The organism is Nonomuraea sp. IBHARD001, assembly GCF_056106265.1.
Genome location: NZ_JBWBBW010000002.1, coordinates 9,014,154 through 9,035,473, shown reverse-complemented (window position 1 = coordinate 9,035,473; position 21,320 = coordinate 9,014,154). Strand labels below are relative to the sequence as shown.

Genomic DNA, 21,320 nt, shown 5'->3' with positions numbered 1-21,320 from the left:
GGTTCGGCTCCCCCTCCTTCCTCTTCGCGGCCCCCCGCGATCGTTATCCACACCGGACGGTGCCGATCGGCTGCCGCGTACGGCAGGAAAGCTCGTTGTCCACAGCGTGGCAGCTGTGCGGTCTCCCCAGGTTGTCCACGGGAAATCCACAACTCATCCACAGGTTGTGCACAGCGGTGTTCGCGAACATCCACCTGGTGGAGGGGCGGGGCCGAAGGGCCGACCGTATCTCTGTGCACAGCTGTGTTCAAGACGTTGTCCACAGCCTAGTGGCAGCTGCGTACACATACTGTGGATGCCCGATCGTCGGTGGATAACCCACTTGTGGAAAAGTGGATAACCGGTTCGGCAGGTAGCTTCGGTTTGACCTGGAGCATGCTTGGCCCGTAACGTACGACGGTCGGCTTGTCGCGTGACGGCTATTTCGCATGCCCTCACGTATCCTGATGAGTCAGCCCTACGTGTTACAGCGTTCTTGCAGGTGGCAAGGGCGCACCATGAAGCCTGGAGTCCACTCGTGAGCAAGCGTACTTTCCAGCCGAACAACCGCCGTCGCGCGAAGACCCACGGCTTCCGGCTGCGCATGCGCACGCGGGCCGGCCGCGCGATTCTGGCCGCCCGTCGTCGCAAGGGCCGCGAGAAGCTGTCGGCCTGACCTATCGACTGATCGCTCCGTCGCCCGCCGGTCCCGACCGGCGGGCGATAGGCGTCTCTACAAGGTCCTGACGTGCTCTCTAGCGAGTCCCGCATGCGGCGGGGCGAGGAGTTCTCCGCGGCGGTCAAGAAGGGCCACCGCGCGGGACGTCCGGCCCTCGTCGCGCACCTGCGCCTGCGCCCGGATGTCGACGAACTACCTTTGGTGGGATTTGTCGTAAGTCGGGCCGTGGGGGGTGCCGTGGTGCGCAACCGGGTGAAACGTCGCCTCCGACACCTGATCCGCGACCGTCTTCATCGCCTCCCAAGAGGTAGCCTGCTTGTGGTACGCGCCAACCCATCGGCCGCGTCCGCGCGAAGCGAGCACCTTGCCGCCGATCTCGATATCGCGCTTGATCGTCTGTCGAGGCGGCAGGTCCCCATGGATGGACGTAGATGACGGAGCAGCCGCAAGGGCCGCCTCCTGGACCCGCTGCCCGGGTCCTGATGGCCCCGATCCGGTTCTATCGGGCCTTCATCAGCCCGATGCTGGGTCCGCGCTGCCGTTTTTACCCGTCGTGTAGTGCATATGGTCTCGAGGCGATAGCCGTACACGGTGCATTGCGGGGCATATGGCTGACAATTCGGCGCATCGGGCGTTGCCATCCGTTCCATCCCGGAGGCATCGACCCCGTGCCCCCACGCCCGGTCCGGTCCCACTCGGGCCCATCTCACGACATGCAAGGGAGCTAGCTCGGTGGAGCTGTCCTGGCTGAACTGGCTTTATACGGCCGTTGCTCAAGTCATCACCTGGGTTCACCAGGGCTACAGCACTTTCCTCAACCCGGACAGCGGGCTGACGTGGGCGCTGACCATCATCACGATCACTGTGCTGATGCGAATCCTGATCTTCCCGCTGTTCCTCAAGCAGATGCGCTCCTCCAAGAAGATGCAGGAGCTCGCGCCCAAGGTTCAGGAACTGCGCAAGCGGTATAAGAACGACAAGCAGCGCATGAACCAGGAGGTCATGGCGCTGTACCAGGGGCAGGGTGCGAACCCGCTCGGCGGATGTCTGCCGGTGCTGGCGCAGTTCCCGATCTTCATCTCGATGTTCACCGTGCTCAACGCCATGGCACACGGTGAGACCAAGTTCGGGATGACCAAGGAGCTCGTCGACAGCGCCCGTTCGGCGCACATCCTCGGTGCGCCGCTTCCCGCCAGCTTCTGGATGTCCGGCGAGCAGATCGAGGCGTTCGACGCCGGCGTCATCCAGACGAAGATCGTGCTGGCCATCTTCGTCGCGGTCAGCTCGCTGACGACCTTCCTGACCGTCCGGCAGAGCGTCACCCGCTCGATGGCGCAGATGCCGGACAACCCGATGGCGCAGCAGCAGAAGATCCTGATGTACATCTCGCCGCTGTTCGCGATCTTCAGCTTGAACTTCCCGCTCGGCCTGATCCTCTACTGGGTCACCACCAACCTGTGGACGCTCGGCCAGCAGCACTGGTTCTACAGCAGGCACCCGATGCCGGAGTTCGACGCCAAGGGCAATGTCATCCCGGCCACGCCGAAGCCCGGCCTGCTCGGCAAACTCCGGAAGAGCGAGCCCGCCGTCGAGGAGGCCCCGCCCGCCGCGCCCGAGCCCAAGGTCATCAGGCAGCAGCCGCAGCGCCAGACCCGCAGCAAGCGCACCGGCAGCAAGAAGTCGTAAGAGTACGTGCTCACCTTCGGGTGCCATGTCGTGTCACCGTCGGAGTCCGCTCCGTACCGCCTCTCCTCGCCTCCAGCAGGGGCATCCGGGCAGGCGGATGTAACGACGCAGGCGGATGTAACGACAAGGCACCCGAACAGCGTTAGTTGTGACAACCAGCACAGCGTTAGTCGTAACAACCGGCACCCGCACGGGGGAGACGACGGAGGGGCGACACCGGCATCCCGGGGGGACCAGGGAAGCAGGATCGCAGGTCCGAAGCCTCTCCAGCGGTACGGGTGCCCCCCTCCACAGGGCGTTGACGACCCCCACTCGCTTATCAGACCCTGACAGCACGAAGGAGACACCGGACGTGACTGAGGCCGAGCAGGAGAAGGCGCCCGCCGCTCCGACCCTCGCCGCCCTTGAGCAGGAGGGCGAGATCGCGGCGGACTACGTCGAAGGCCTGCTGGACATCGCGGACATCGACGGCGACATCGATATGGACGTCGAAGGCGACAGGGCGATGGTCTCCGTCGTCGGCATCAAGGGCATCGACCTCGTCGGCCCCGGCGGCGAGATCCTCGAAGCCCTCCAGGAGCTCACCCGCCTGGCCGTACACCGGCAGACCGGCGAGCGCTCCCGGCTGATGCTCGACGTCGCCGGGTACCGCGAGCGCCGCCGCGCGGACCTGACCAAGCTCGGAAACGAAATCTCCGACCAGGTCAAACAGAACGGCGAAGCCAAGGCCCTCAACCCGATGACACCCTTCGAACGCAAGATCGTCCACGACGCTGTCGCGGCGGCCGGGCTGCGGAGCGAGTCGGAGGGGGAGGAGCCACAGCGGTACGTTGTGGTGCTGCCCGCTTAGGGTGGCGGGTGGCTTGTTGGCTGGGTGATGGTTGTTGTACGGCCCTCGGACTTCGTCTGGGGGCCGTTTTGTGTTTGGGGCTTTGAGGTTGGGGGCTTGGTTGGTGGGGTGGAGGGTGACGGGTGGGGGAGAAGGGGGCGGAACAGGGGCTGGGTGGGGTCTGGTGGGATCGGCCTGAGCAGCTGCAGGCGCTGCAACTCGGCCAGGAGTAGGGGCTGGGTGGGGTCTGGTGGGTGGGGGTTCGAGGGTGTTGAGGTTCTGGGGCTGGCGCTGGGGTTGGGGTTGGGAACTTGGGTTGGGATCTGAGGACTGAGCCCTGGGGGCCGAGGTTTTGAGGCTGGGTTTCGGCGATGTCTCCCTGCAAAGCAGCGGAAGCCCGGCACCACCAGATCAGCCCAAACTTCCAACCTCCACCCTCCAACGCCTAACCTCCAACGCCTGACTCCCCAACCTCCATGCCAGACTCCCAACGCCCAACCCCTCAACCTCCAACACCCAACCTCCAGCGTCCAGCGCCCAACACCCAGCGCTCACCCCCTCAACAACCGCCAACCCCTCAACGCGCGGCCCCGACACCTGCCCCCCACACCCAGCCTCCAACGCCCAAGCTCCAGCCCCACGCCCCACCCTCACCCCTCAACCCCAAACCTCGCCTCTCGAACCTCACCTCTCAACGCCCAACATCACTCCTCGCTCCTCGCTCCTCGCTCCACGCTCCACGCTCCACGAGCCTCGCCCCTCCAGGATCTGGCGTTTCGGTGTTGGGTGTTGCTGGGGCCTGGTTGGTCTCGCTTTCTTGATCGCGCTGGGGCGGTAGTTGTGCTGCTCTGTTTGCGCTACGTCTTGTTGCTTCCCTCCGGGGTCCGCTGCTTCCTATTGCCGCCTGGCGCTCCCTGCTGACGCCCTGTTGCGCTGCGAACTTCTGCTTCTCTCGTCCATCCTGATCTCGCCGCGCTCGTCCACGCTGGACCTGGTTCGCTTGCGAGTGCTCGCAACCTACGACCGGCCTCCGGGTTCCGGTCGCCGCCCTTGGACGACCTGTGACCTCTGCGTCTCGCGTTGGCTCGTCTCCGGATACCTTGCAGTTGTCCCGATCCAATTGCTCATGGCGTTACCCAACACGACCGCGTTTCGTCCGGCACGCCGCCCCTCCGATGCCCCTCTTCCTCTCACCTCACCAGCACGGCTCCGACCAGCGGGTGCGGCGATGCCAAGCCGTACCGGGGGTAGGGGCGACGCGCGCCTCTTGGAGGGGCTCGCCGAAGAACGACTAGTCTTCGTCCGTATCGCCGAAAATGAAAGGCAAGCGATCAGTGAGCGACGAGCTGCCGGCTCCACCGCAGATTGCACGTGAAGTGTTCACCGGAGAGGCGTGGGGGCGCGCCGAGGCATTTGCGGATTTGCTCGCCGGACCGGGTGTTGTACGTGGGTTGCTCGGTCCGCGGGAGGTGCCGCGAATTTGGGATCGGCATCTGTTGAACTGTGCTGTGGTCGCCGAGGCGATCCCGGCTGATGTACGGCTGGTCGACATCGGGTCGGGGGCGGGGCTGCCGGGCCTGGTTCTGGCCATCGTTCGGCAGGACATCACGGTTACGCTGCTGGAACCGCTGCTTCGCCGTACGGTGTTCCTTGAGGAATGTGTCGAGGTGCTGAAGCTCGACAATGTCGAGGTGCTGCGCGGGCGGGCGGAAGAGATCAGGGGCAAGCGCGAGTTCGATGTGGCCAGCGCTCGTGCCGTGGCACCGCTCGATCGGTTGTTGCAGTGGTCGATGCCGTTGCTGCGTGAAGGCGGCGAGCTCCTGGCGATGAAGGGCGAGCGGGCTGCCGAGGAGCTAGCTGAAGCAAAGGCACAATTGTCGGCGAGTGGGGCACAGACCGCCGAGCTTGTCTCGGTCGGGCACGGTAAAGTCGAGCCGCCTGCAACTTTGGTTCGGGTAGTAGCGGGTCGCGCGCCCGAGCGGGGTCGGCGCCGACGAAAGAGGTGACGGTTGTGCCGGGCACTCCAAGCGGTCTCGGTTGGCCCGGTAGTCGCGCCGACGATGTTCGCGCCGGTCTTGGCTGGCCGGTAGTAGGCGTGTCGCAGCACCCGGCTCCTCCCACCACGAGGCCGCCGGTTGAAAGGATGGCGTCCGTGACCCAGACCCCCCTTAATCCAGGCGATTCGCCGCTGGTACGAGAGGCACTCAGCTCCGTGGTTTCACGTGAAACATCTGCTACCCCGACGGCCGCCGTACCTGTGGCGGGCAACTCGGCCCGTGGGGGAGACGGCGCTTGGCCGCGTCCGCCCAAGACGCGGGTGATCGGCGTCGCGAACCAGAAGGGCGGCGTCGGCAAGACGACCACGTCGGTCAATATCGCCGCCGCGCTCTCGATGCACGATCAGCGTGTACTCGTTGTCGACCTCGACCCCCAGGGAAACGCGTCCACGGCGCTGGCCACCGATCACAGGGGAGACGTGCCGGACGTCTACCAGGTTCTGGTGGACGACCTGGCGATGGCTGAGATCGTCAAGGAAGTGCCCGACATGCCGGGCCTGTACTGCGCGCCAGCGACCATTGATCTCGCCGGTGCGGAGATCGAGCTTGTCTCGCTGGTAGCCCGCGAGGCTCGCTTGAGGCGGGCGCTACAGGCATATGACGCGGTCGAGTTCGACTACATCATCATCGACTGCCCGCCGTCGCTGGGGCTGCTGACGGTCAACGCGTTGGTGGCGGCCGACGAGGTGATGATTCCGATCCAGTGCGAGTACTACGCACTGGAAGGACTGGGTCAGCTGCTGCGCAACGTTGACCTGATCAAGGCGCACCTCAATCCGACGCTGGACCTGTCGACGATTCTGCTGACCATGTACGACGGGCGTACCCGCCTGGCGTCACAGGTAGCCGACGAGGTTCGCTCACACTTCGGCGACACGGTGCTGAACACAGTCATCCCGCGCAGCGTCCGGCTCTCGGAGGCGCCCAGCTACGGGCAGTCCGTCATGACGTACGATCCGGGGTCCAGTGGGGCGATGGCGTACATGGACGCCGCTCGCGAGATCGCGTACCGCGGCGCCGCTGTCTGACGCGGCCACGGTCGCGGTTGCGGTCGCGTACGCGGGCGATGCTGCGTCGAGGGACGTCGGGTTCGCCGCTGGGGGCCGGGTTGGCGGCTCTGCCTCTGGTTCAGCTCTTGGTGCTGAGGGGGGGCTGGGGTTGCTTCTGCTGGAAGCGGCTGTCCGGGCGGGCTGTCTGTTTGGCTGCTGAACTGTTTGGCTGTTAAGGCCCTCACTTGAGGCGTTGATCGCATCGACGTCGTGGGTGAGGGTCTATTGCGTTTCTGGGGTGGGTTGGTTGGTATGCGGGTGGGCGGCTGATTGAGCGGCCGGGGCCGGGGCTCAGTAGGTGGAGCAGATGGGGGAGGACGGGGACAGTCCGGTTGGCGTGCGGCCTTCGGCCTGCGGCGTGGTTTGGGCTGAAAGAAGTTCGGATTCTTTGGTGGTGAGGTTGAGGGGTGGGCGGTATTCGGTTTGGGGGGATTGGTGGTGCTTGGGGTGTGGGTGTCTGTCGGTGTTCGGGGGGCTTCGTGGGGGTGATTGCGGTTCGCGGGAGGAAAGGTGGAACGTTGCGATGTTCCTGTGTGGCGACCAGGCACCCAAGCGTGCGTGCGACGGTAACCTCTCCTGGAGTGACCGGTAAGCGGCGGGCCGATGAGGAGACGCAGTGAGTCAGCAGCGGCGGGGACTGGGCAAGGGACTCGGGGCGCTCATCCCGACCGGTCCTATCGTGGACGGCTCGGGCGCGGTCGCCGCGCCTGGGGCCCCCGAGCAGTCCGGGGAGTCGTCCACCGGGCTGCAGCCGGTCGCGGGGGCGTACTTCAGGGAGGTCGCGCTCACTGCGATCGTGCCCAACCCTCGGCAGCCGCGTGATGTGTTCGACCAGGAGCGGCTGGAGGAGTTGTCGGCCTCCATCCGTGAGGTCGGGTTGCTGCAGCCCATTGTGGTGCGGTCGGTGGGTGGCGGGCGCTACGAGCTGATCATGGGCGAGCGGCGCTGGCGTGCCTGCAAGCTGGCCGGGCTCGACGTGGTGCCGGCGATCGTACGCAACACGCAGGACGACGAACTGCTGCGGGACGCGCTCATCGAGAACCTGCAGCGCGAGCAGCTCAATCCACTGGAAGAGGCGGCGGCGTATCGGCAGTTGCTCGACGACTTCGGCGCTACGCATGAGCAGCTCGCTCAGCGCGTCGGGCGGTCGCGGCCACACATCTCCAACACTCTTCGCCTGCTGTCCCTCACGCCGGAGGTACAGATTCGGGTGGCGGCCGGACTGCTCAGCGCTGGTCATGCGCGTGCGCTGGTGACGTTGGAGGACCCGTTCGCCCAGGAGCATCTCGCCAAGCGCATTGTGGCTGAGGGGCTGTCCGTGCGTACGGTCGAGGAGATCGTCTCGATGGGCGACGCCAAGGCCGCCGGAGCCGCCCCACGCGACCGTGTCACGAAGAAGCCGTCCATGCCGGGCCTCACTCACCTCGCCGATCGGCTCTCCGATCACTTCGAGACGAAGGTGAAGGTCGACCTTGGGCGGAGGAAGGGCCGCATCGTGGTGGAGTTCGCCACGATCGACGACCTCGAACGCATCATCAGCGCCATGGCCCCGGACGCGGCCAACGCCATTCGCGAAGGGGAGGAGTGAGGGGGCGGGCGTTGGTGGGCTAGGTAGTGGACGGGCTGCGAGTAGGGGCGGGCGGAGGCCGGGGTGGTGAGGTGAGGCCGGTCGCCGCCTGGATGGGTATGTCGCGCAGGTCCGCCGATTGGCGGCCTGGTGCGTGCCGGGGGACTGTGAGGCGGGGCGCGGGTGAGTGTGGCCTGGCGGCTGGCGACAAGGCAGTTGCCACTGTTGGGAGCGATTGAGGGGGCGCGCCGGATGGAGACGCGTGGAACAGGCCGAACGAGCAGCGATGCGTGCGAGGCGCTGGGAGTACCTTGTCGGTGCGTACGAGCGTTTAGCAGAGTGAGCTGCCCTTCAAGGGACCTTCTGGCTCCTCCTCGCGCGGCCTGTGGAAACGCGTGACGAATGGGCAGGCACTTACTGCATTCTGCTAGACCCTCGACTCCGTCTTGTCGCGCCGAGCGTTCACCCTCTACTACTTCTGCCGTCTGCTCTTCCTTGCGCGCACCCCTCTCTCCTCTCCCCCCGTTCCTCCTGCCTCTCCCTCCTTCTTGCCGTCCGGTCTTCCGTCTCCCCGCGTCGGTGTGTCTAGCGCTCGACGCTCGACGCTCGACAGCGACCGGCCCCTGGCTGCACTAGCCCAACCGGGCTTCTTTGCTCCGTGTCCAGCCAGCCTGGGAGCTCACCTTTCGTGCTCCTGGGGCGTCCTGGCGAACTGCTCTGCTCGCTCTATCCCCCTGCCTGGCGCGCCGCCCATGTCGACTCCGAGAGTCGCCCCTAGATTCGGATCAGCCGTGGCGTTGGGGTGTTCGTGTTTCACGTGAAACCTCGTCCTCGCTGTTTCACGTGAAACGGTGGCGCTGCCGTACGGGGTGACGTGGAGCTCTGTTTCACGTGAAACGGCGGGTGGTGATGTGGCGGCTTCTAGGCGGTGAGGTGTTTGTGGATGTCGGCCAGGAAGGTGTCGACGTGTTCTTCGGTTGTGTCGAAGGCGGTCATCCATCTGGCTACGCCGGTGGGCTCGTCCCACATATGGAAGAGGTAGTGCTCTTGCAGGGCGGCGGCGGCTTTGTCGGGGAGGGAGACGAAGAGGGCGTTCGACTCGACGGGGTGGACGATGGTGATGCCGGGGAGGTCGCCGATTCCGTCGGCCAGGCGGCGGGTCATCGTGTTGGCGTGGTGGGCGTTCGTACGCCAGAGGTCGTTGGTCAGGAGGGCTGAGAGTTGGGCCGATACGAAGCGCATCTTCGAGGCGAGTTGGAGTGACTGGCGGCGGAGGTACGGCACGGCGGCGTTGAGGGAAGGTCGGAGGACGACGACCGCCTCGGCGGCCAGGGCGCCGTTCTTGGTGGCGCCGAAGCTGAAGAGGTCGACATCGGCGTCCGTGGTGATTGCACGGAGAGAGCAGTTGAGGAAGGCCGCCGCGTTGGACAGGCGGGCGCCGTCGACGTGGAGGAGGAGGCCGGCCTGATGGGCGATCTCGGCGAGGGTGCTGATCTCGTCGGGTGTGTAGGTCGTGCCCAGCTCGGTCACCTGGGAGATGGAGACGACGCGCGGCTGTACTTCCATCGGGTTGCCGATGGCATGGAGTCGGTCGGTGAGGGCTTCCGGGGTGAGCTTGCCGTCTGCTGTGGGGGCGATCAGGAGCTTGACGCCCAGGAGGCGTTCGGCCGCGCCCAACTCGTGGGTGGCGATGTGGGCACTCTCGGGGCAGACGATGGCGTCGAAGCGGCCGAGCGGGAGGGCCAGGGCCACCATGTTCGCGCCTGCGCCGTTGAGTACGGGGAAGCCTTGGGCGTTGTCGCCGAAGTGTTCTCGGATCTGTTCCTCGAAGGCGAGGGTCCATCGGTCGCCACCGTAGGCCGGGGCGTCGCCCTGATTGGCGTCGGCGATGGCGTCGAGGATTGCGGGGTGCACGCCCGCATGGTTGTCGCTGGCGAAGCTCTTGGGGTACATCGCATCGATCGGCACGCGGCCAGGCTACTGACCGGCCGACGCCATTGCGGCGAGGACTGATCGATGAGGGGGAGGGGAGCCAAGCTGGTGTCGGTGTCGGTGTCGGTGTCGGTGTCGGCGCTTGGCGCTTGGCTCTGGGGTCGGGGCTCGCTGTGTGGGGGGAGCTGCCTGTGAGCGCAGTTGAGGGGGACGCGCATCCTTCTGTGGGGCGGGTGCTTCTGTGAGCTGGAGAGTCGGTGGGCTGGAGGGGCAGAGGGGGAAGGAGTAGGTGCTCTTGGAGTCAGGGGCTCGATCTGTGGCGTGCGTGTACGTACGGGTGCTGTGGTCCCATGACGACAGCGCGCGGCGTATCCCGCTCGCTTCATGCGTGCGACAAGGGCCGCGCAGAGAGCAGAGAGTTGGCGTCACGGACGTGCGCACGCGGGCCGATACGGCGAGGCGCTTGTGCGGTAGGAAGCGCCTCAGGGGCGATGGTGCCCGTGTTGGCGCGCTACGTTTTCAGCCTCTCTTGGCGGCTGACTCCAGGAGGCCCCTGCAGAGGGTGCCGAGGTCTTGGCCGGCGGCTTCTACGGCCATGGGGAGGAGGGAGGTCTCGGTCATGCCGGGTGCGACGTTCACTTCCAGGAAGTGGGGGTTGTCGTGGGCGTCGACGATGAGGTCGGTGCGGGAGACGTCGCGGAGACCCAGGGCGGTGTGGGCGGTGACGGCCATTTCGGCGCAGGCGGCGGCGGCCTCGGGGGAGAGGCGGGCGGGGGCGAAGAACTCGGTGTGTCCGGCGGTGTAGCGGGCGGCGTAGTCGTAGACGCCTTCGTCGGGGACGATTTCCACGGCGGGCAGGGCGACGGGGCCGTCGCCGAGGTCGACGACGGATACCGCGACCTCGATGCCGTCGATGTAGCGCTCGACGAGTGCGGTGTCACCGTAGGCGAAGCAGCCGACCATGGCGGCGGGGAGTTCCTCGGCTGTACGGACGATGGAGGCGCCGAGTGCCGAGCCGCCGCGGGACGGCTTGACGAACAGGGGGAGACCGAGGTGTTCGACGATACGGGTGAGGACGACCGAGGCGCCGAGGTCGTGGAACGTCTCCTTGGGGAGGGTGACGGACTCGGGGGTACGGATGCCGTGCGAGCGGACGACGGCCTTGGCCGTGGGCTTGTCGAAGGCGACGCGGCAGGCGTCGGGGTCGGCGCCGACGTACGGCACGCCGAGCAGCTCCAGGACCGAGCGGATGGCGCCGTCCTCTCCGGCGCCGCCGTGCAGGGTGACGAAGACGGCGTCGGGGCGGTCGGCGAGTACGGCGGGTACGAGGGCGGCGTCGGTGTCGCGGGTCTCGACGTCGATGCCGACGGCACGCAGCACCTCGCTCACTCGGCGGCCCGAGCGCAGCGAGACCTCACGCTCGTAGGACAGACCGCCCGCAAGGACGAGCACGTGGCCGAGATCGCTCATCAGAATTCCTCCGCAGAATGGCTGTGCGGGCGCCGCACACGAAGTCCCACCGTACCGGCGTGAGGGGCTGGTCGTGGACGGGCGGGTGGGCGTGCCGCACGTCGACGTGTCGAGGGGTGAGGGGACATGGGCGTACGTGGTGGTGTGGGTGCCTGTCCGGAGCTGTGTGGGGCGGTGGCCGGAGGTGCTGGTCGTACGTGCCTGGGGTTTGGGGTTGGCGTCGTGTCGTCTCCGCGTCGCCGGTTGCACGACTAGAAAGCGTACGACCGACGCGGTTGGGCGTCGGTCGTACGGGTGGTTGGGGTGAGGCTAGGCCAGGTCGGGGCCGGGGGTGTCGACGCCGATGTGGTCGGGCGAGGGGGCGGCGCCGAAGGTGTCGCGGAGTTGGAGGTCTTGTTCGATGACGCCGGCCAGGCGGCGTACGCCTTCGCGGATGCGGTCCGGCTCGGGGAAGCAGAACGACAGGCGCATGTTGCGGGCGCCGGAGCCGTCGGCGTAGAAGCCGGGGCCGGGGACGAATGCGACGCGCTCGGCGACGGCTCGGGGCAGGATCGCCTTCGAGTCGAGGCCCTCGGGCAGGGTGGCCCAGACGAAGAAGCCGCCGCTCGGCCTGGTCCAGGTGACACCTGCGGGCATGAGGGATTCGAGTGAGGTGAGCATGGCGTCGCGGCGCTCGCGGTAGAGCTCCTTGAACGTCTTGATCTGCTCGCGCCACGGCTGGGTGGCGAGGTACTGCCCGACGGCCAGCTGGGTGAACGACGAGTGCGAGAGTACGGCCGACTCCATGGCCAGGACGAGTTTGTCGCGAATGGCGTGCGGGGCGAGGGCCCAGCCGACGCGGAAGCCGGGCGCCAGCGTCTTGGAGAACGAACCCAGGTACACGACGCCCTCGGCGTTGTCGGCGCGTAGCGCACGCATGGGCTCACCGTCGAACCCGAGCAGGCCGTAGGGGTTGTCCTCGACGATCAGTACGCCTGCGCGTTGGCAGATGTCGAGGACCTGCTGGCGGCGGGCGAGGTTCAGCGTGACGCCGGCCGGGTTCTGGAAGGTCGGGATCGTGTAGAGGAACTTGATCCTGCTTCCGGCGGCCTTGAGGGCGTAGATGGTCTGCGCCAGCGACTCGGGCACGATGCCTTGATCGTCCATAGCGATATGTACGACTTTGGCCTGGTATGCGGAGAATGTACCCAGGGCTCCTACATACGAAGGACCCTCGGCCAGGATCACGTCGCCGGGATCGATGAAGATCCGGGTGATCAGGTCGAGCGCCTGCTGCGAACCGACGGTGACGACCACGTCGTCGGCGCCAGCCTCGATGCCCTCAAGCCGCATCACATCGCAGATCTGCTCCCGCAGATGCGGATCGCCCTGGCCGGAGCCGTACTGCAGGGCGACAGGACCACGCTTGGCGACCAGGTCGGCGACGAGCTCACCGACGACGTCAAGCGGAAGGGCGGTGACGTACGGCATGCCGCCCGCGAGCGAGACCACCTCGGGCCTCGATGCGACGGCGAACAGAGCTCGGACCTCGGAGGCGACCATCCCGGTAGCTCGTGCGGCGTACCGATCGACATAGGCGTCGATGCGCGACCCTTGAGTCGCGGGCGTCCGACCGTGATCCGTCTCTTGCGGCACGGTCCACCTCCTAGGAGTTTGGGCGTTTTAGAGCCGAGCAACCAGAGTACGTCAGCCTCACGAGCATCTTGCGACCGGGCATGATCCCCGCGAATACCGCGTTCCCTGGGCTACGATGCCAGCTGGGAACGCGGTATTCGCTCGCTTTTCCACCACGCCTCTCGTCACGATTGGGGCCGCAGTTGTCGCGTCGGCTGGCAAACATCACTCTCGACAACCTCGATGATCTGCCGCGCCGGTGTAGGCGGTGTGTGTTCTGGGAGCTCGATCCGGTCGGTGGCGAGCGCGCTGCGGCGGCCGGGGATCCGGCGCTGGAGAAGGAAGCCTGGCTGTCCGGCACGCTGCTCGAGTGGGGTAGCTGCGGGAAGGTCGCCTATGTCGACGGGGTGCCTGCCGGGTTCGTACTGTATGCGCCGCCGTTGTACACGCCTCGGTCGATTGCGTTTCCTACATCGCCGGTCAGTGCTGATGCGGTGTTGCTGATGACTGCGCACATCATTCCGGAGTTCTCCGGGGGTGGGCTGGGGCGCATGCTCATTCAGGGGGTTGCGAAGGATCTCACTCGGCGGGGGGTACGTGCGATTGAGGCGTTCGGCGATCTCAAGTGGGAGGAGCCGAGTTGCGTGGTGCCGGCGGAGTATCTGCTGTCGGTGGGGTTCAAGACGGTTCGGCCGCATTTGCGGTTTCCGCGGCTTCGGCTGGAGCTGAAGACGGCTGTCTCCTGGCGGGAGGATGTGGAGGTGGCTCTTGAGCGGCTTTTGGGGTCTATGACGCCGGAGCGGGCTTTGCGGCCGGTGTAAGGGCTCTGCGGTGGGCGTAGAGCTGTACGGCCTGCATGGTGGTGGGTCTGGTGTGCTTTTGGGGGTATTTGAGGGCTTATGTGGGCTTATGTGGGCTTTGTGGTGCTGGTGGGGCTAGCTGGTGGAGGTGGTGGGGTGGGGTTGCCCCAGTGAGGGGGAATCGCGGCGGCTGGCTGCGGGGGGAAGTGAAGCTCGGTTGTCGGTTGTGAGACTTGGGTGTGGGTGTGGGTGTGGGTGTGGGGAAGAGGGAGGGGCGGTGGGCGGAGTGGTGGGGGTGGCGGTTGTTGGGGTTGGGGTTGGGGTTGGGGTTATTGGGGTTGGGTGGGGGTGGAGGAGGGGCTGGTGTGGTCGTAGGGGGGTGTGGGGTGGGAATGGGCATTCCGGGGTGGGTGGAGATTGGTCGGGCGGCTGTGGCCCCTTCTAGGGCTTTGTGGGCCCCTGGAGGGTGTGGTTTGGCGTGAGGGGGCTTGCCGTACCTGTTGGGGGGCTTTGGAATGCAAAGAGCCTCCACACGGATGTGGAGGCTCTTTGGGGAGGCGTGGGTGGTTAGAGGACGCCGTCCAGTTCGCGGAGGAGCATGGCCTTCGGCTTGGCGCCGATGATTTGCTTGACGACCTCGCCGTTTTTGTAGACGTTCATGGTCGGGATCTGGAGGACGCCGTACGAGCGGGGGGTCTCGGGGTTTTCGTCGATGTTGAGCTTGACGATGGTGAGCTTGTCGGCGTGCTCGGCCGCGATCTCTTCGAGGATCGGCGCGACCTGGCGGCACGGGCCGCACCACTCGGCCCAGAAGTCGACGAGTACGGGCTTGTCGCTCTTGAGAACGTCGGCCTCGAACGACTTGTCGGTCACGTGCTTGATGGCGCCCAAGGTCTGGATCTCCTCTTACTTCTCGTTGGTGGCGAGCCAGCGCTCGGAGTCGAGCGAGGCGGCGCAGCCGGTGCCGGCGGCCGTGATGGCCTGGCGGTAGATGTGGTCGACGACGTCGCCGCAGGCGAACACGCCGTCGATGTTGGTGTTGGTGTTGGGGTGGGCGACCTTGACGTAGCCCTCGTCGTCGAGGTCGATCTGGCCCTTGACCAGCTCGGTGCGCGGGTCGTGGCCGATCGCGATGAACAGGCCGTCGGCGGCCAGCTCGCTCTCCTCGCCGGTCTTGAGGTTACGCAGCTTCACGGCTTCGACGCGGGAGTCGCCGAGTACGTCGACGACCTCGGTGTCCCAGACGAAGCGGATCTTGTCGTTGGCGAAGGCGCGCTCCTGCATGATCTTGCTGGCGCGGAGCTCGTCGCGGCGGTGTACGACCGTGACCATGCGGCCGAAGCGCGTCAGGAAGGTCGCCTCCTCCATCGCGGTGTCGCCGCCGCCTACGACCACGATGTCCTTGTTGCGGAAGAAGAAGCCGTCACAGGTGGCACACCAGGAGACGCCGTGTCCGGACAGGCGCTTCTCGTTGGGGATGCCGAGCTCGCGGTAGCCGGAGCCGGTGGCGAGGATGACCGAATGCGCGAGGTAGGTGTCGGTGGCGGTCTTCACGACCTTGGGCGTGGCCTTCAGGTCGACCTCGACGATGTCGTCGGCGACCAGCTCGGCTCCGAAGCGCTCCGCCTGCTTGCGGAGGCTCTCCATGAGCTCGGGGCCCATGATGCCGTCGGGGAAGCCGGGGAAGTTCTCCACCTCGGTCGTGTTCATCAGGGCGCCGCCCGCGGTGACCGAGCCCTCGAAGACGAGGGGCTTGAGTTCGGCCCGTGCGGAGTAGACGGCTGCGGTGTAGCCGGCGGGGCCTGACCCGATGATGATCACGTTACGGACGTCGCTCACGTCTCTGCGCCTTTCCGATCTGCTCGATGCCAGTGGCGACAACAGATCCTAGGCCGCCCTGATTCCCTCACCTACCCGGATGAGCCACGGCACACAAAAGAACCCGCCGAATGCCCGCCGAAGGGCGATACGCCCGTACCATCCCGCAGGCGCAAGGGCGCAAGGGCGCAAGGGCGCAAGGGCGCAAGGGCGCAAGGGCGCAAGGGCGCAAGGGCGCAAGGGCGCAAGGGCGCAAGGGCGCAAGGGCGCAAGGGCGCAAGGGCGCAAGGGCGCAAGGGCGCAAGGGCGCAAGGGCGCAAGGGCGCAAGGGCGCAAGGGCGCAAGGGCGCAAGGGCGCAAGGGCGCAAGGGCGCAAGGGCGCAAGGGCGCAAGGGCGCAAGGGCGCAAGGGCGCAAGGGCGCAAGGGCGCAAGGGCGCAAGGGCGCAAGGGCGCAAGGGCGCAAGGGCGCAAGGGCGCAAGGGCGCAAGGGCGCAAGGGCGCAAGGGCGCAAGGGCGCAAGGGCGCAAGGGCGCAAGGGCGCAAGGGCGCAAGGGCGCAAGGGCGCAAGGGCGCAAGGGCGCAAGGGCGCAAGGGCGCAAGGGCGCAAGGGCGCAAGGGCGCAAGGGCGCAAGGGCGCAAGGGCGCAAGGGCGCAAGGGCGCAAGGGCGCAAGGGCGCAACGGCGCAACGGCGCAACGGCGCAACGGCGCAACGGCGCAACGGCGCAACGGCGCAACGGCGCAACGGCGCAACGGCGCAACGGCGCAACGGCGCAACGGCGCAACGGCGCAACGGCGCAACGGCGCAACGGCGCAACGGCGCAACGGCGCAACGGCGCAACGGCGCAACAACGACGAAGCCCGGCTCCTAAGAAAGGACCCGGGCCACGACGAAAGATCGACGAAAGATCACGAAAGATCAAAGCCTCACAGCAAGAAAGCCTAGTTCCAGCTCCCCACGCTGGGCTTGCGAAGGTTCTTGCACTTCAGGTCGAGGACGTCGATGCGGACCTTGTTCTTGGCCTGGTCCTTCCAGGAGACCATGATGGTCGCCTCCTGGCCGTTGTAGGCGGCATGGTCCACGGCCAGTGGCTTGGCGTTGATCCGGTCGGACACCTTCTGCACGCAGGCGGCAACGAGCGCGTCGACCGATCCGTCCAGCTGCTGGATGATCGGCGCGGCGCCGAAGTAGTTGACCATCGGCTTGCGAAGGTCCTCGTCGCCGTAGATGTAGTCGCTCTGCGCCATGAAGTACCCGCGTGAGACCTGCGGTTCCTTCGACGGAGAGGGCTCGGCGACCACCTGCTGAGGTGCGGGCGCCTGCCCGCCTCCGGCCGTGAGCAGTCCGGAGGACAGCGCGGCCGTACCCACGATGGCGGCGGCAGCGGCGGCGGCCACGGCGGGCATGGCCCACGTGCGGCGCCTGGCGCTGCGTCGCCTCGCGGGCACCACGGTGCCGTCGCCCGCGACCACGCCGAGCCGTAGCGGCTCGGGCGCCTGCTCCTGCGGGGAGGGCTGCTCCCAGGGGGAGTCGCGCATCAGCTCGTCCCAGTCGGGGACCACGGCCAGCCCGCCGTGGCGGACAGCTGTGGACCCGGCCTCTGCGGCCAATGCCTTGTCGATGCGCAGAGCGACTCCCATCGGCATGGCCGGTGTGGGGGTCGCCGCGAGCACCTCTCGAACCGCTGCCAGGTCGGCCAGGAGCTCCCCACAGGGGTCGCATACCGCGAGATGTTCGCGGACCTGGCGGGCCGTGCCGGCGTCAAGGAGACCTTCGGCCAACTCGGCCAAGATCTCCAGGTCGTAGTGCGTATCACCCGTCACGAAGTTCTGCTCCCTTCGCGGATGAGACGCGACTGAGGTCTGTTCGGTTCCGCAGATGCGAAAGAATTGGGGCAAGTTTCGCGCGGCCCCGCGCACAGCGGCTTTTCACCGTGCCTGCGGGGACGGACAGCACCTGAGCTGCGTCTTCGACGGAGTAGCCCATCATGTCGACCAGGACGAGTGCGGCCCGCTGGTCGGCGGGCAGCAGCTTGAGCGCGGCCGTGACCTCCATGGAGACCTCGCGCTCGGCGGTCTGGTCGGGCCCGGGGGTGTCGCGTTCGGCGGCCTCGATGAGCTCGTCGTCGGCGATGGGACGCACGGATTTGCGGCGCATGCGGTCCAGGCAGGCGTTGACCACGATCCGGTGCAACCAGGTCGTGACGGCGGCCTCGCCGCGGAAGCTCTCGGCCTTGCGGTAGGCGGAGACGAAGGCGTCCTGTACGGCGTCGGCGGCTTCGTCGGGGTCGCCGAGCGTGCGCAGGGCGACCGCCCACATGCGGTCTCGGTGGCGTTTGACGATCTCACCGAAGGCATGCGGATCCCCGCCGATGTGCCGGGTCAGCAGCTCGGCGTCGGTAACAGCCGCTGGGGACGGTGGCTCGGGTGGGGAGTTCACAAAGGGGTTCCTGATTAGGCTGATCCGGGACTATGTACCACTACGTCATAGATGGTGCCACGAAACTTGCCAGCATCCGCCGGAAGACGCGTAAACCAGATCAAAACGTACTGGCCGCTTGCCGCCTTGTCGGGGACCAGGGTGATCTTTCCCGACACGTTCTTCTGCTTGGCGACGGTCTTGAGTGCGCCCAGCTCAGGGCTGTCGCCGACCTTCAGCTCGACGCTCGCGCCGGGCGCGTCCGCGATCTTCGCGATGACGTCGGCGATCTGGGTGGACTTGCCCATGTCCAGCAGCAGGCCGACGCCCTCCTTGAGGCGGCCGAGCTCGGCGCTGTTGTAGGTGGTGGTGTTCCAGAACGTGTCCTGCTTGCTGTCGATCGCCAGGTGCGCGCTCTCGGGGTGCTCCTCCTGGTCGTCGCCCAGCGGGTCGAAACCGGCCGCGCTGAGCGGCTTGAGCGTCACCGGCGGCGGCGTCGAGGCGGTGGGCGTCGGCGTGCTCTGCGCCGTGGTCGAGGACGGCGTGCCGATGCTGCGCCCGAGCGTCCACGCGCCGAACCCGACCGCCGCGATCACCAGCAGCACGACCACCGTCATCAGCACGCGGTTGAGCGTGCTGCCGTTGTCGGGCCTGGGCTGCGGATGGTGATGCGGCTGGTGCTGCTGCGGCATCCGCTGCGGCGGCGGGGGCGGCGGGTGCGAGGCGGTGTCGACGCCTTCGGTGCGGGAGGCGGCCAGCATGGTCGCGGGCGGTGTGTAGGACACGGGGACCGGCCTGGCCACGTCGGCCAGCGCGTCGGCGATGTCGGCGGGCGACTGCAGCGGCTGCTGCCCCTTGCGCGCCTCGGGCAGCAGCGCACGGCAGGTGATGGTGTCGAGGAAGCCGGGCACTCCGGCGGTGACCTGGCGAGGCGTGCAGAAACGACCGTCGTCGAGCGGGGCCGCGGGCAGCCCGCCCTCCTGCTCGTCGCCCGGCCAGTGGCCGGTCAGCCCGGCGTAGAGCAGACGGCCCAGCCCTTCGGCGTCCTCGCGGGCCGGATCGTCGACGGTGATCTCGGCCAGTGCCGCCTCGATGGCGACGCCGAGCACCTTGACCGTGTTGCCGGTGGTCCAGACGAGGTGCTCGGGACGCAGGCACAGGTGGTGGATGCCCGCCTCGTGGGCATGGGCGAGCGCCTCGGCGGCCTCCGCGACCAGCGCGGCGGCGCGTTCGGGGTCCATCGGGCCGTTGGCCAGCAGGTCGACGAGCGTCTCGCCCGCAACCCACTCGCTGACGACATAGGCGTGGCCGTCCTCTTCGGCCGCGTCGAAGACCTGGGTCAGCCGGGGATCGGTGAGCCGGCTCGCGGCTCTGGCGGCGGTGACGACCTCTTCGACCCTGGGGAAGTCATCGCTGAAGGTATGAACGGCGACCGGCCGGGCCAGGATCTCGTCGATGGCTTTCCACAGGGTCGCTCCGCCCGACTCGGTGACCCGGTCTTCGAGCCGGAATCGGTCGGCGAGCCGTTTGCCCGGCTCCACCGTGGTGCTCATGGCCTCGCTTGGCTCGGCCGCGCTCATAACTCGATCACCTGCGTGAGGCAATGCCACACAGGCACGCTATGCCGGGTGGATTCGCCCACGCCCCTCCTGCTTCCATTCGCCGCGTGTCGCGCACCATGGTAGTGCCGTGCGAGTTCCGTCCGCGTTCTCGTTGTCAGACAGACACCGGTCCTGGGTCGGCGACACTCGCCTTTACCTGCCTACCCTTCCCGCGACCATTCCAACGATCGAGTTCACCTCCGGGATACGCATGCGGTGCGCGACGAACAGGTACAGCGCCCCGCCGAGCCCCCCGCCGATCGCCAGAATGATCAACGAGGTCAGCATCGTGAGGCCTCCGGCGAGCTGCGTGACGGCGAAAACGGCCACCAGCGCGACCACGGCCGTCGGCAGTGCGGCGAAGTACATCCTGGTCAGCCCGGCCCCCACCGCCCAGCCGTTGAGCCCGCCGACCCGCCTGGCCGCCAGCATCCAGGTGAGGGCCGCGCCGATCACATAGGCCATGGCGAAGGCGAAGGCCAGCCCCATCACGACGTACTGCGCGGGCAGCACCCAGTACAGCACCAGGCTGAGCACCGCGTTGACCGCCGTCGTGCCCGCCGCGACGAACACCGGCGTGCGCGTGTCCCTGAAGCTGTAGAAAACCCGCAACAACAACTGGAAGACGGAGTACGGCACCAGCGCCAGCCCGAAGACCTGCAGCACATTGCCCATGTAGATGGCATCGGCGACCGACGAGGCCCCGTGCGAGAAGATCGGCACCATGATCGCCGGACCGAGCACCATCAGCAGCAGCGAGGCCGGAACCATGATCGAGCAGACCATCCGCACCCCGGAGGAGAACTCCTCGCGGATCTCGTCGAACCTGCCCTCGTGCGCCGACCTGCTCATCCTCGGCAGCATCGCGGTGATGACCGAGACGGCGATGATCCCGTACGGCAGCTGCAGGAGCTGGAAGGCGAAGTTGTAGACCGTGATGCCCGCGCCGTAGCCGACGTCCTCCTGCACGGCGGCGAGGCCCGCGGAGGTGGCCAGGTTGGTGGTGAGCACGAGACCGGCCTGTGTGATGCCGACATAGGCCAGCGTCCACACGCCCGCCTTGCCCATCTCGCCGAGGCGTGCGTTGCGCAGGTCGAACCGGGGGACGAAACGGAAACCGGCCCGCTTGAGTGCGAAGATCAGCACTCCGGCCTGGACCACGATGCCCGCCGTCGTGCCGAGCCCGAGCAGCAGCTTGTCGGACGCGGTGACCTGGTCGAGCCCTTGGTGCCCGACGGCCATGTAGATCAGGCCGACGGTGATCATGACCAGGTTGTTGAACACGGGCGCCCACATGGGCGCGGCGAACCTGTCACGCGTGTTGAGGATGGCCCCGGCGATGGCGCCGATGCCGAAGAAGGCCAGCTGCGGCAGGATCAGCCTGGCCAGATCGATGGCGACCTGACGCGCGGAGGCGTCCCACTTGGTGGTGTAGAGCCCGACCAGGAACGGCGCGCACACCACCGCGACCGCCGCGACCAGGGTCAGCGCGACCGTGGTGATCGTCAGCAGCCGCTGTTCGTAGGCCCGGCCGCCGTCGGCGTCGTGCTGCTGGGCGCGCACGATCATCGGCACGACCACACTGCTGAGCACACCGGTGATCAGCAGGTCGAGCAGGACGAAGGGAATGGTGTAGGCCACCTGGTAGGCGTCGCCGAGCAGCGAGACGCCGATGGCCGAGGCGAGGATGATCGAGCGGATGAACCCGGTGACCCTGGAGACCAGGGTCCCGGCGGCCATGATCGCACTGGCCCGCAACAGTCGACTCATGACAGCCGCGCACCCCGCTCACAGGCGTGCGTGGCCGCGTCGCGCTCGGTG

18 protein-coding genes are annotated in these 21,320 nt (G+C 67.2%); 9 read left to right on the top strand and 9 right to left on the bottom strand.

Annotated features, from left to right (window positions below; all coding sequences use genetic code 11):
- Positions 1 to 517 precede the first annotated feature (517 nt).
- The 8 genes from rpmH to ACTWNK_RS42515 all read left to right on the top strand — a co-directional run bounded on the left by rpmH (position 518) and on the right by ACTWNK_RS42515 (position 7,867).
- Positions 518 to 655 carry a 50S ribosomal protein L34 gene (gene rpmH, locus ACTWNK_RS42550; RefSeq protein WP_043614899.1) on the top strand — a complete coding sequence of 46 codons (138 nt, stop codon included), beginning with the start codon at positions 518 to 520 and terminating at the stop codon, positions 653 to 655.
- Between the two features lie 72 nt (positions 656 to 727).
- Positions 728 to 1,093 carry a ribonuclease P protein component gene (rnpA, locus tag ACTWNK_RS42545; protein ID WP_474310812.1) on the top strand — a complete coding sequence of 122 codons (366 nt, stop codon included), beginning with the start codon at positions 728 to 730 and terminating at the stop codon, positions 1,091 to 1,093.
- The gene (yidD, locus tag ACTWNK_RS42540) at positions 1,090 to 1,386 is read left to right on the top strand and encodes a membrane protein insertion efficiency factor YidD (protein WP_474310811.1); all 297 of its coding nucleotides are present in this window, start codon (positions 1,090 to 1,092) and stop codon (positions 1,384 to 1,386) included. Before rnpA ends, yidD begins: the two co-directional genes overlap by 4 nt.
- 4 nt (positions 1,387 to 1,390) lie before the next feature.
- Positions 1,391 to 2,344, top strand: coding sequence for a membrane protein insertase YidC (gene yidC, locus ACTWNK_RS42535; protein ID WP_474310809.1), 954 nt, complete (start codon positions 1,391 to 1,393; stop codon positions 2,342 to 2,344).
- A gap of 352 nt (positions 2,345 to 2,696) precedes the next feature.
- Complete coding sequence (locus tag ACTWNK_RS42530) at positions 2,697 to 3,194, top strand: Jag family protein (protein WP_474310807.1); 498 nt, start codon at positions 2,697 to 2,699, stop codon at positions 3,192 to 3,194.
- A 1,295-nt stretch (positions 3,195 to 4,489) separates the two neighbouring features.
- Positions 4,490 to 5,179, top strand: a complete 690-nt coding sequence (rsmG, locus tag ACTWNK_RS42525) for a 16S rRNA (guanine(527)-N(7))-methyltransferase RsmG (RefSeq protein WP_474310805.1) — start codon at positions 4,490 to 4,492, stop codon at positions 5,177 to 5,179.
- 137 nt (positions 5,180 to 5,316) lie between these two features.
- The gene (locus tag ACTWNK_RS42520) at positions 5,317 to 6,258 is read left to right on the top strand and encodes a ParA family protein (RefSeq protein ID WP_474310803.1); all 942 of its coding nucleotides are present in this window, start codon (positions 5,317 to 5,319) and stop codon (positions 6,256 to 6,258) included.
- A 637-nt stretch (positions 6,259 to 6,895) separates the two neighbouring features.
- The gene (locus tag ACTWNK_RS42515; protein ID WP_474310801.1) at positions 6,896 to 7,867 is read left to right on the top strand and encodes a ParB/RepB/Spo0J family partition protein; all 972 of its coding nucleotides are present in this window, start codon (positions 6,896 to 6,898) and stop codon (positions 7,865 to 7,867) included.
- 900 nt (positions 7,868 to 8,767) lie between these two features.
- Here ACTWNK_RS42515 and ACTWNK_RS42510 read toward each other — a convergent pair.
- The 3 genes from ACTWNK_RS42510 to ACTWNK_RS42500 form a co-directional block, all read right to left on the bottom strand.
- Positions 8,768 to 9,814 carry a threonine aldolase family protein gene (locus ACTWNK_RS42510; protein WP_474310800.1) on the bottom strand — a complete coding sequence of 349 codons (1,047 nt, stop codon included), beginning with the start codon at positions 9,812 to 9,814 and terminating at the stop codon, positions 8,768 to 8,770.
- A gap of 483 nt (positions 9,815 to 10,297) precedes the next feature.
- Positions 10,298 to 11,248, bottom strand: a complete 951-nt coding sequence (locus ACTWNK_RS42505; RefSeq protein WP_474310799.1) for a D-alanine--D-alanine ligase family protein — start codon at positions 11,246 to 11,248, stop codon at positions 10,298 to 10,300.
- Between the two features lie 309 nt (positions 11,249 to 11,557).
- Positions 11,558 to 12,790 carry an aminotransferase-like domain-containing protein gene (locus tag ACTWNK_RS42500; protein ID WP_474311146.1) on the bottom strand — a complete coding sequence of 411 codons (1,233 nt, stop codon included), beginning with the start codon at positions 12,788 to 12,790 and terminating at the stop codon, positions 11,558 to 11,560.
- Between the two features lie 344 nt (positions 12,791 to 13,134).
- On the opposite strand from ACTWNK_RS42500, the gene ACTWNK_RS42495 reads away from it, so the two are divergent.
- Positions 13,135 to 13,683: a GNAT family N-acetyltransferase gene (locus ACTWNK_RS42495; RefSeq protein WP_474310798.1), complete on the top strand. Its 549-nt coding sequence runs from the start codon at positions 13,135 to 13,137 to the stop codon at positions 13,681 to 13,683.
- 546 nt (positions 13,684 to 14,229) lie between these two features.
- On the opposite strand, the gene trxA is transcribed toward ACTWNK_RS42495, so the two are convergent.
- The 6 genes from trxA to murJ all read right to left on the bottom strand — a co-directional run bounded on the left by trxA (position 14,230) and on the right by murJ (position 21,269).
- Positions 14,230 to 14,553 (bottom strand): thioredoxin, encoded by a 324-nt coding sequence (gene trxA, locus ACTWNK_RS42490; RefSeq protein ID WP_474310797.1) that lies wholly within the window; start codon positions 14,551 to 14,553, stop codon positions 14,230 to 14,232.
- 15 nt (positions 14,554 to 14,568) lie between these two features.
- Positions 14,569 to 15,501 (bottom strand): thioredoxin-disulfide reductase, encoded by a 933-nt coding sequence (gene trxB, locus ACTWNK_RS42485; RefSeq protein WP_474310795.1) that lies wholly within the window; start codon positions 15,499 to 15,501, stop codon positions 14,569 to 14,571.
- A 920-nt stretch (positions 15,502 to 16,421) separates the two neighbouring features.
- The gene (locus ACTWNK_RS42480; RefSeq protein WP_474310794.1) at positions 16,422 to 17,303 is read right to left on the bottom strand and encodes an anti-sigma factor family protein; all 882 of its coding nucleotides are present in this window, start codon (positions 17,301 to 17,303) and stop codon (positions 16,422 to 16,424) included.
- Positions 17,293 to 17,919 carry an RNA polymerase sigma factor SigM gene (sigM, locus tag ACTWNK_RS42475; RefSeq protein ID WP_474310793.1) on the bottom strand — a complete coding sequence of 209 codons (627 nt, stop codon included), beginning with the start codon at positions 17,917 to 17,919 and terminating at the stop codon, positions 17,293 to 17,295. Before sigM ends, ACTWNK_RS42480 begins: the two co-directional genes overlap by 11 nt.
- A 14-nt stretch (positions 17,920 to 17,933) precedes the next feature.
- A complete protein-coding gene (locus tag ACTWNK_RS42470) occupies positions 17,934 to 19,451 on the bottom strand; it encodes a protein kinase family protein (RefSeq protein WP_474310791.1) in 1,518 nt (505 codons plus the stop codon).
- A 201-nt stretch (positions 19,452 to 19,652) separates the two neighbouring features.
- Positions 19,653 to 21,269, bottom strand: coding sequence for a murein biosynthesis integral membrane protein MurJ (gene murJ, locus ACTWNK_RS42465; protein ID WP_474310790.1), 1,617 nt, complete (start codon positions 21,267 to 21,269; stop codon positions 19,653 to 19,655).
- Positions 21,270 to 21,320 lie beyond the last annotated feature (51 nt).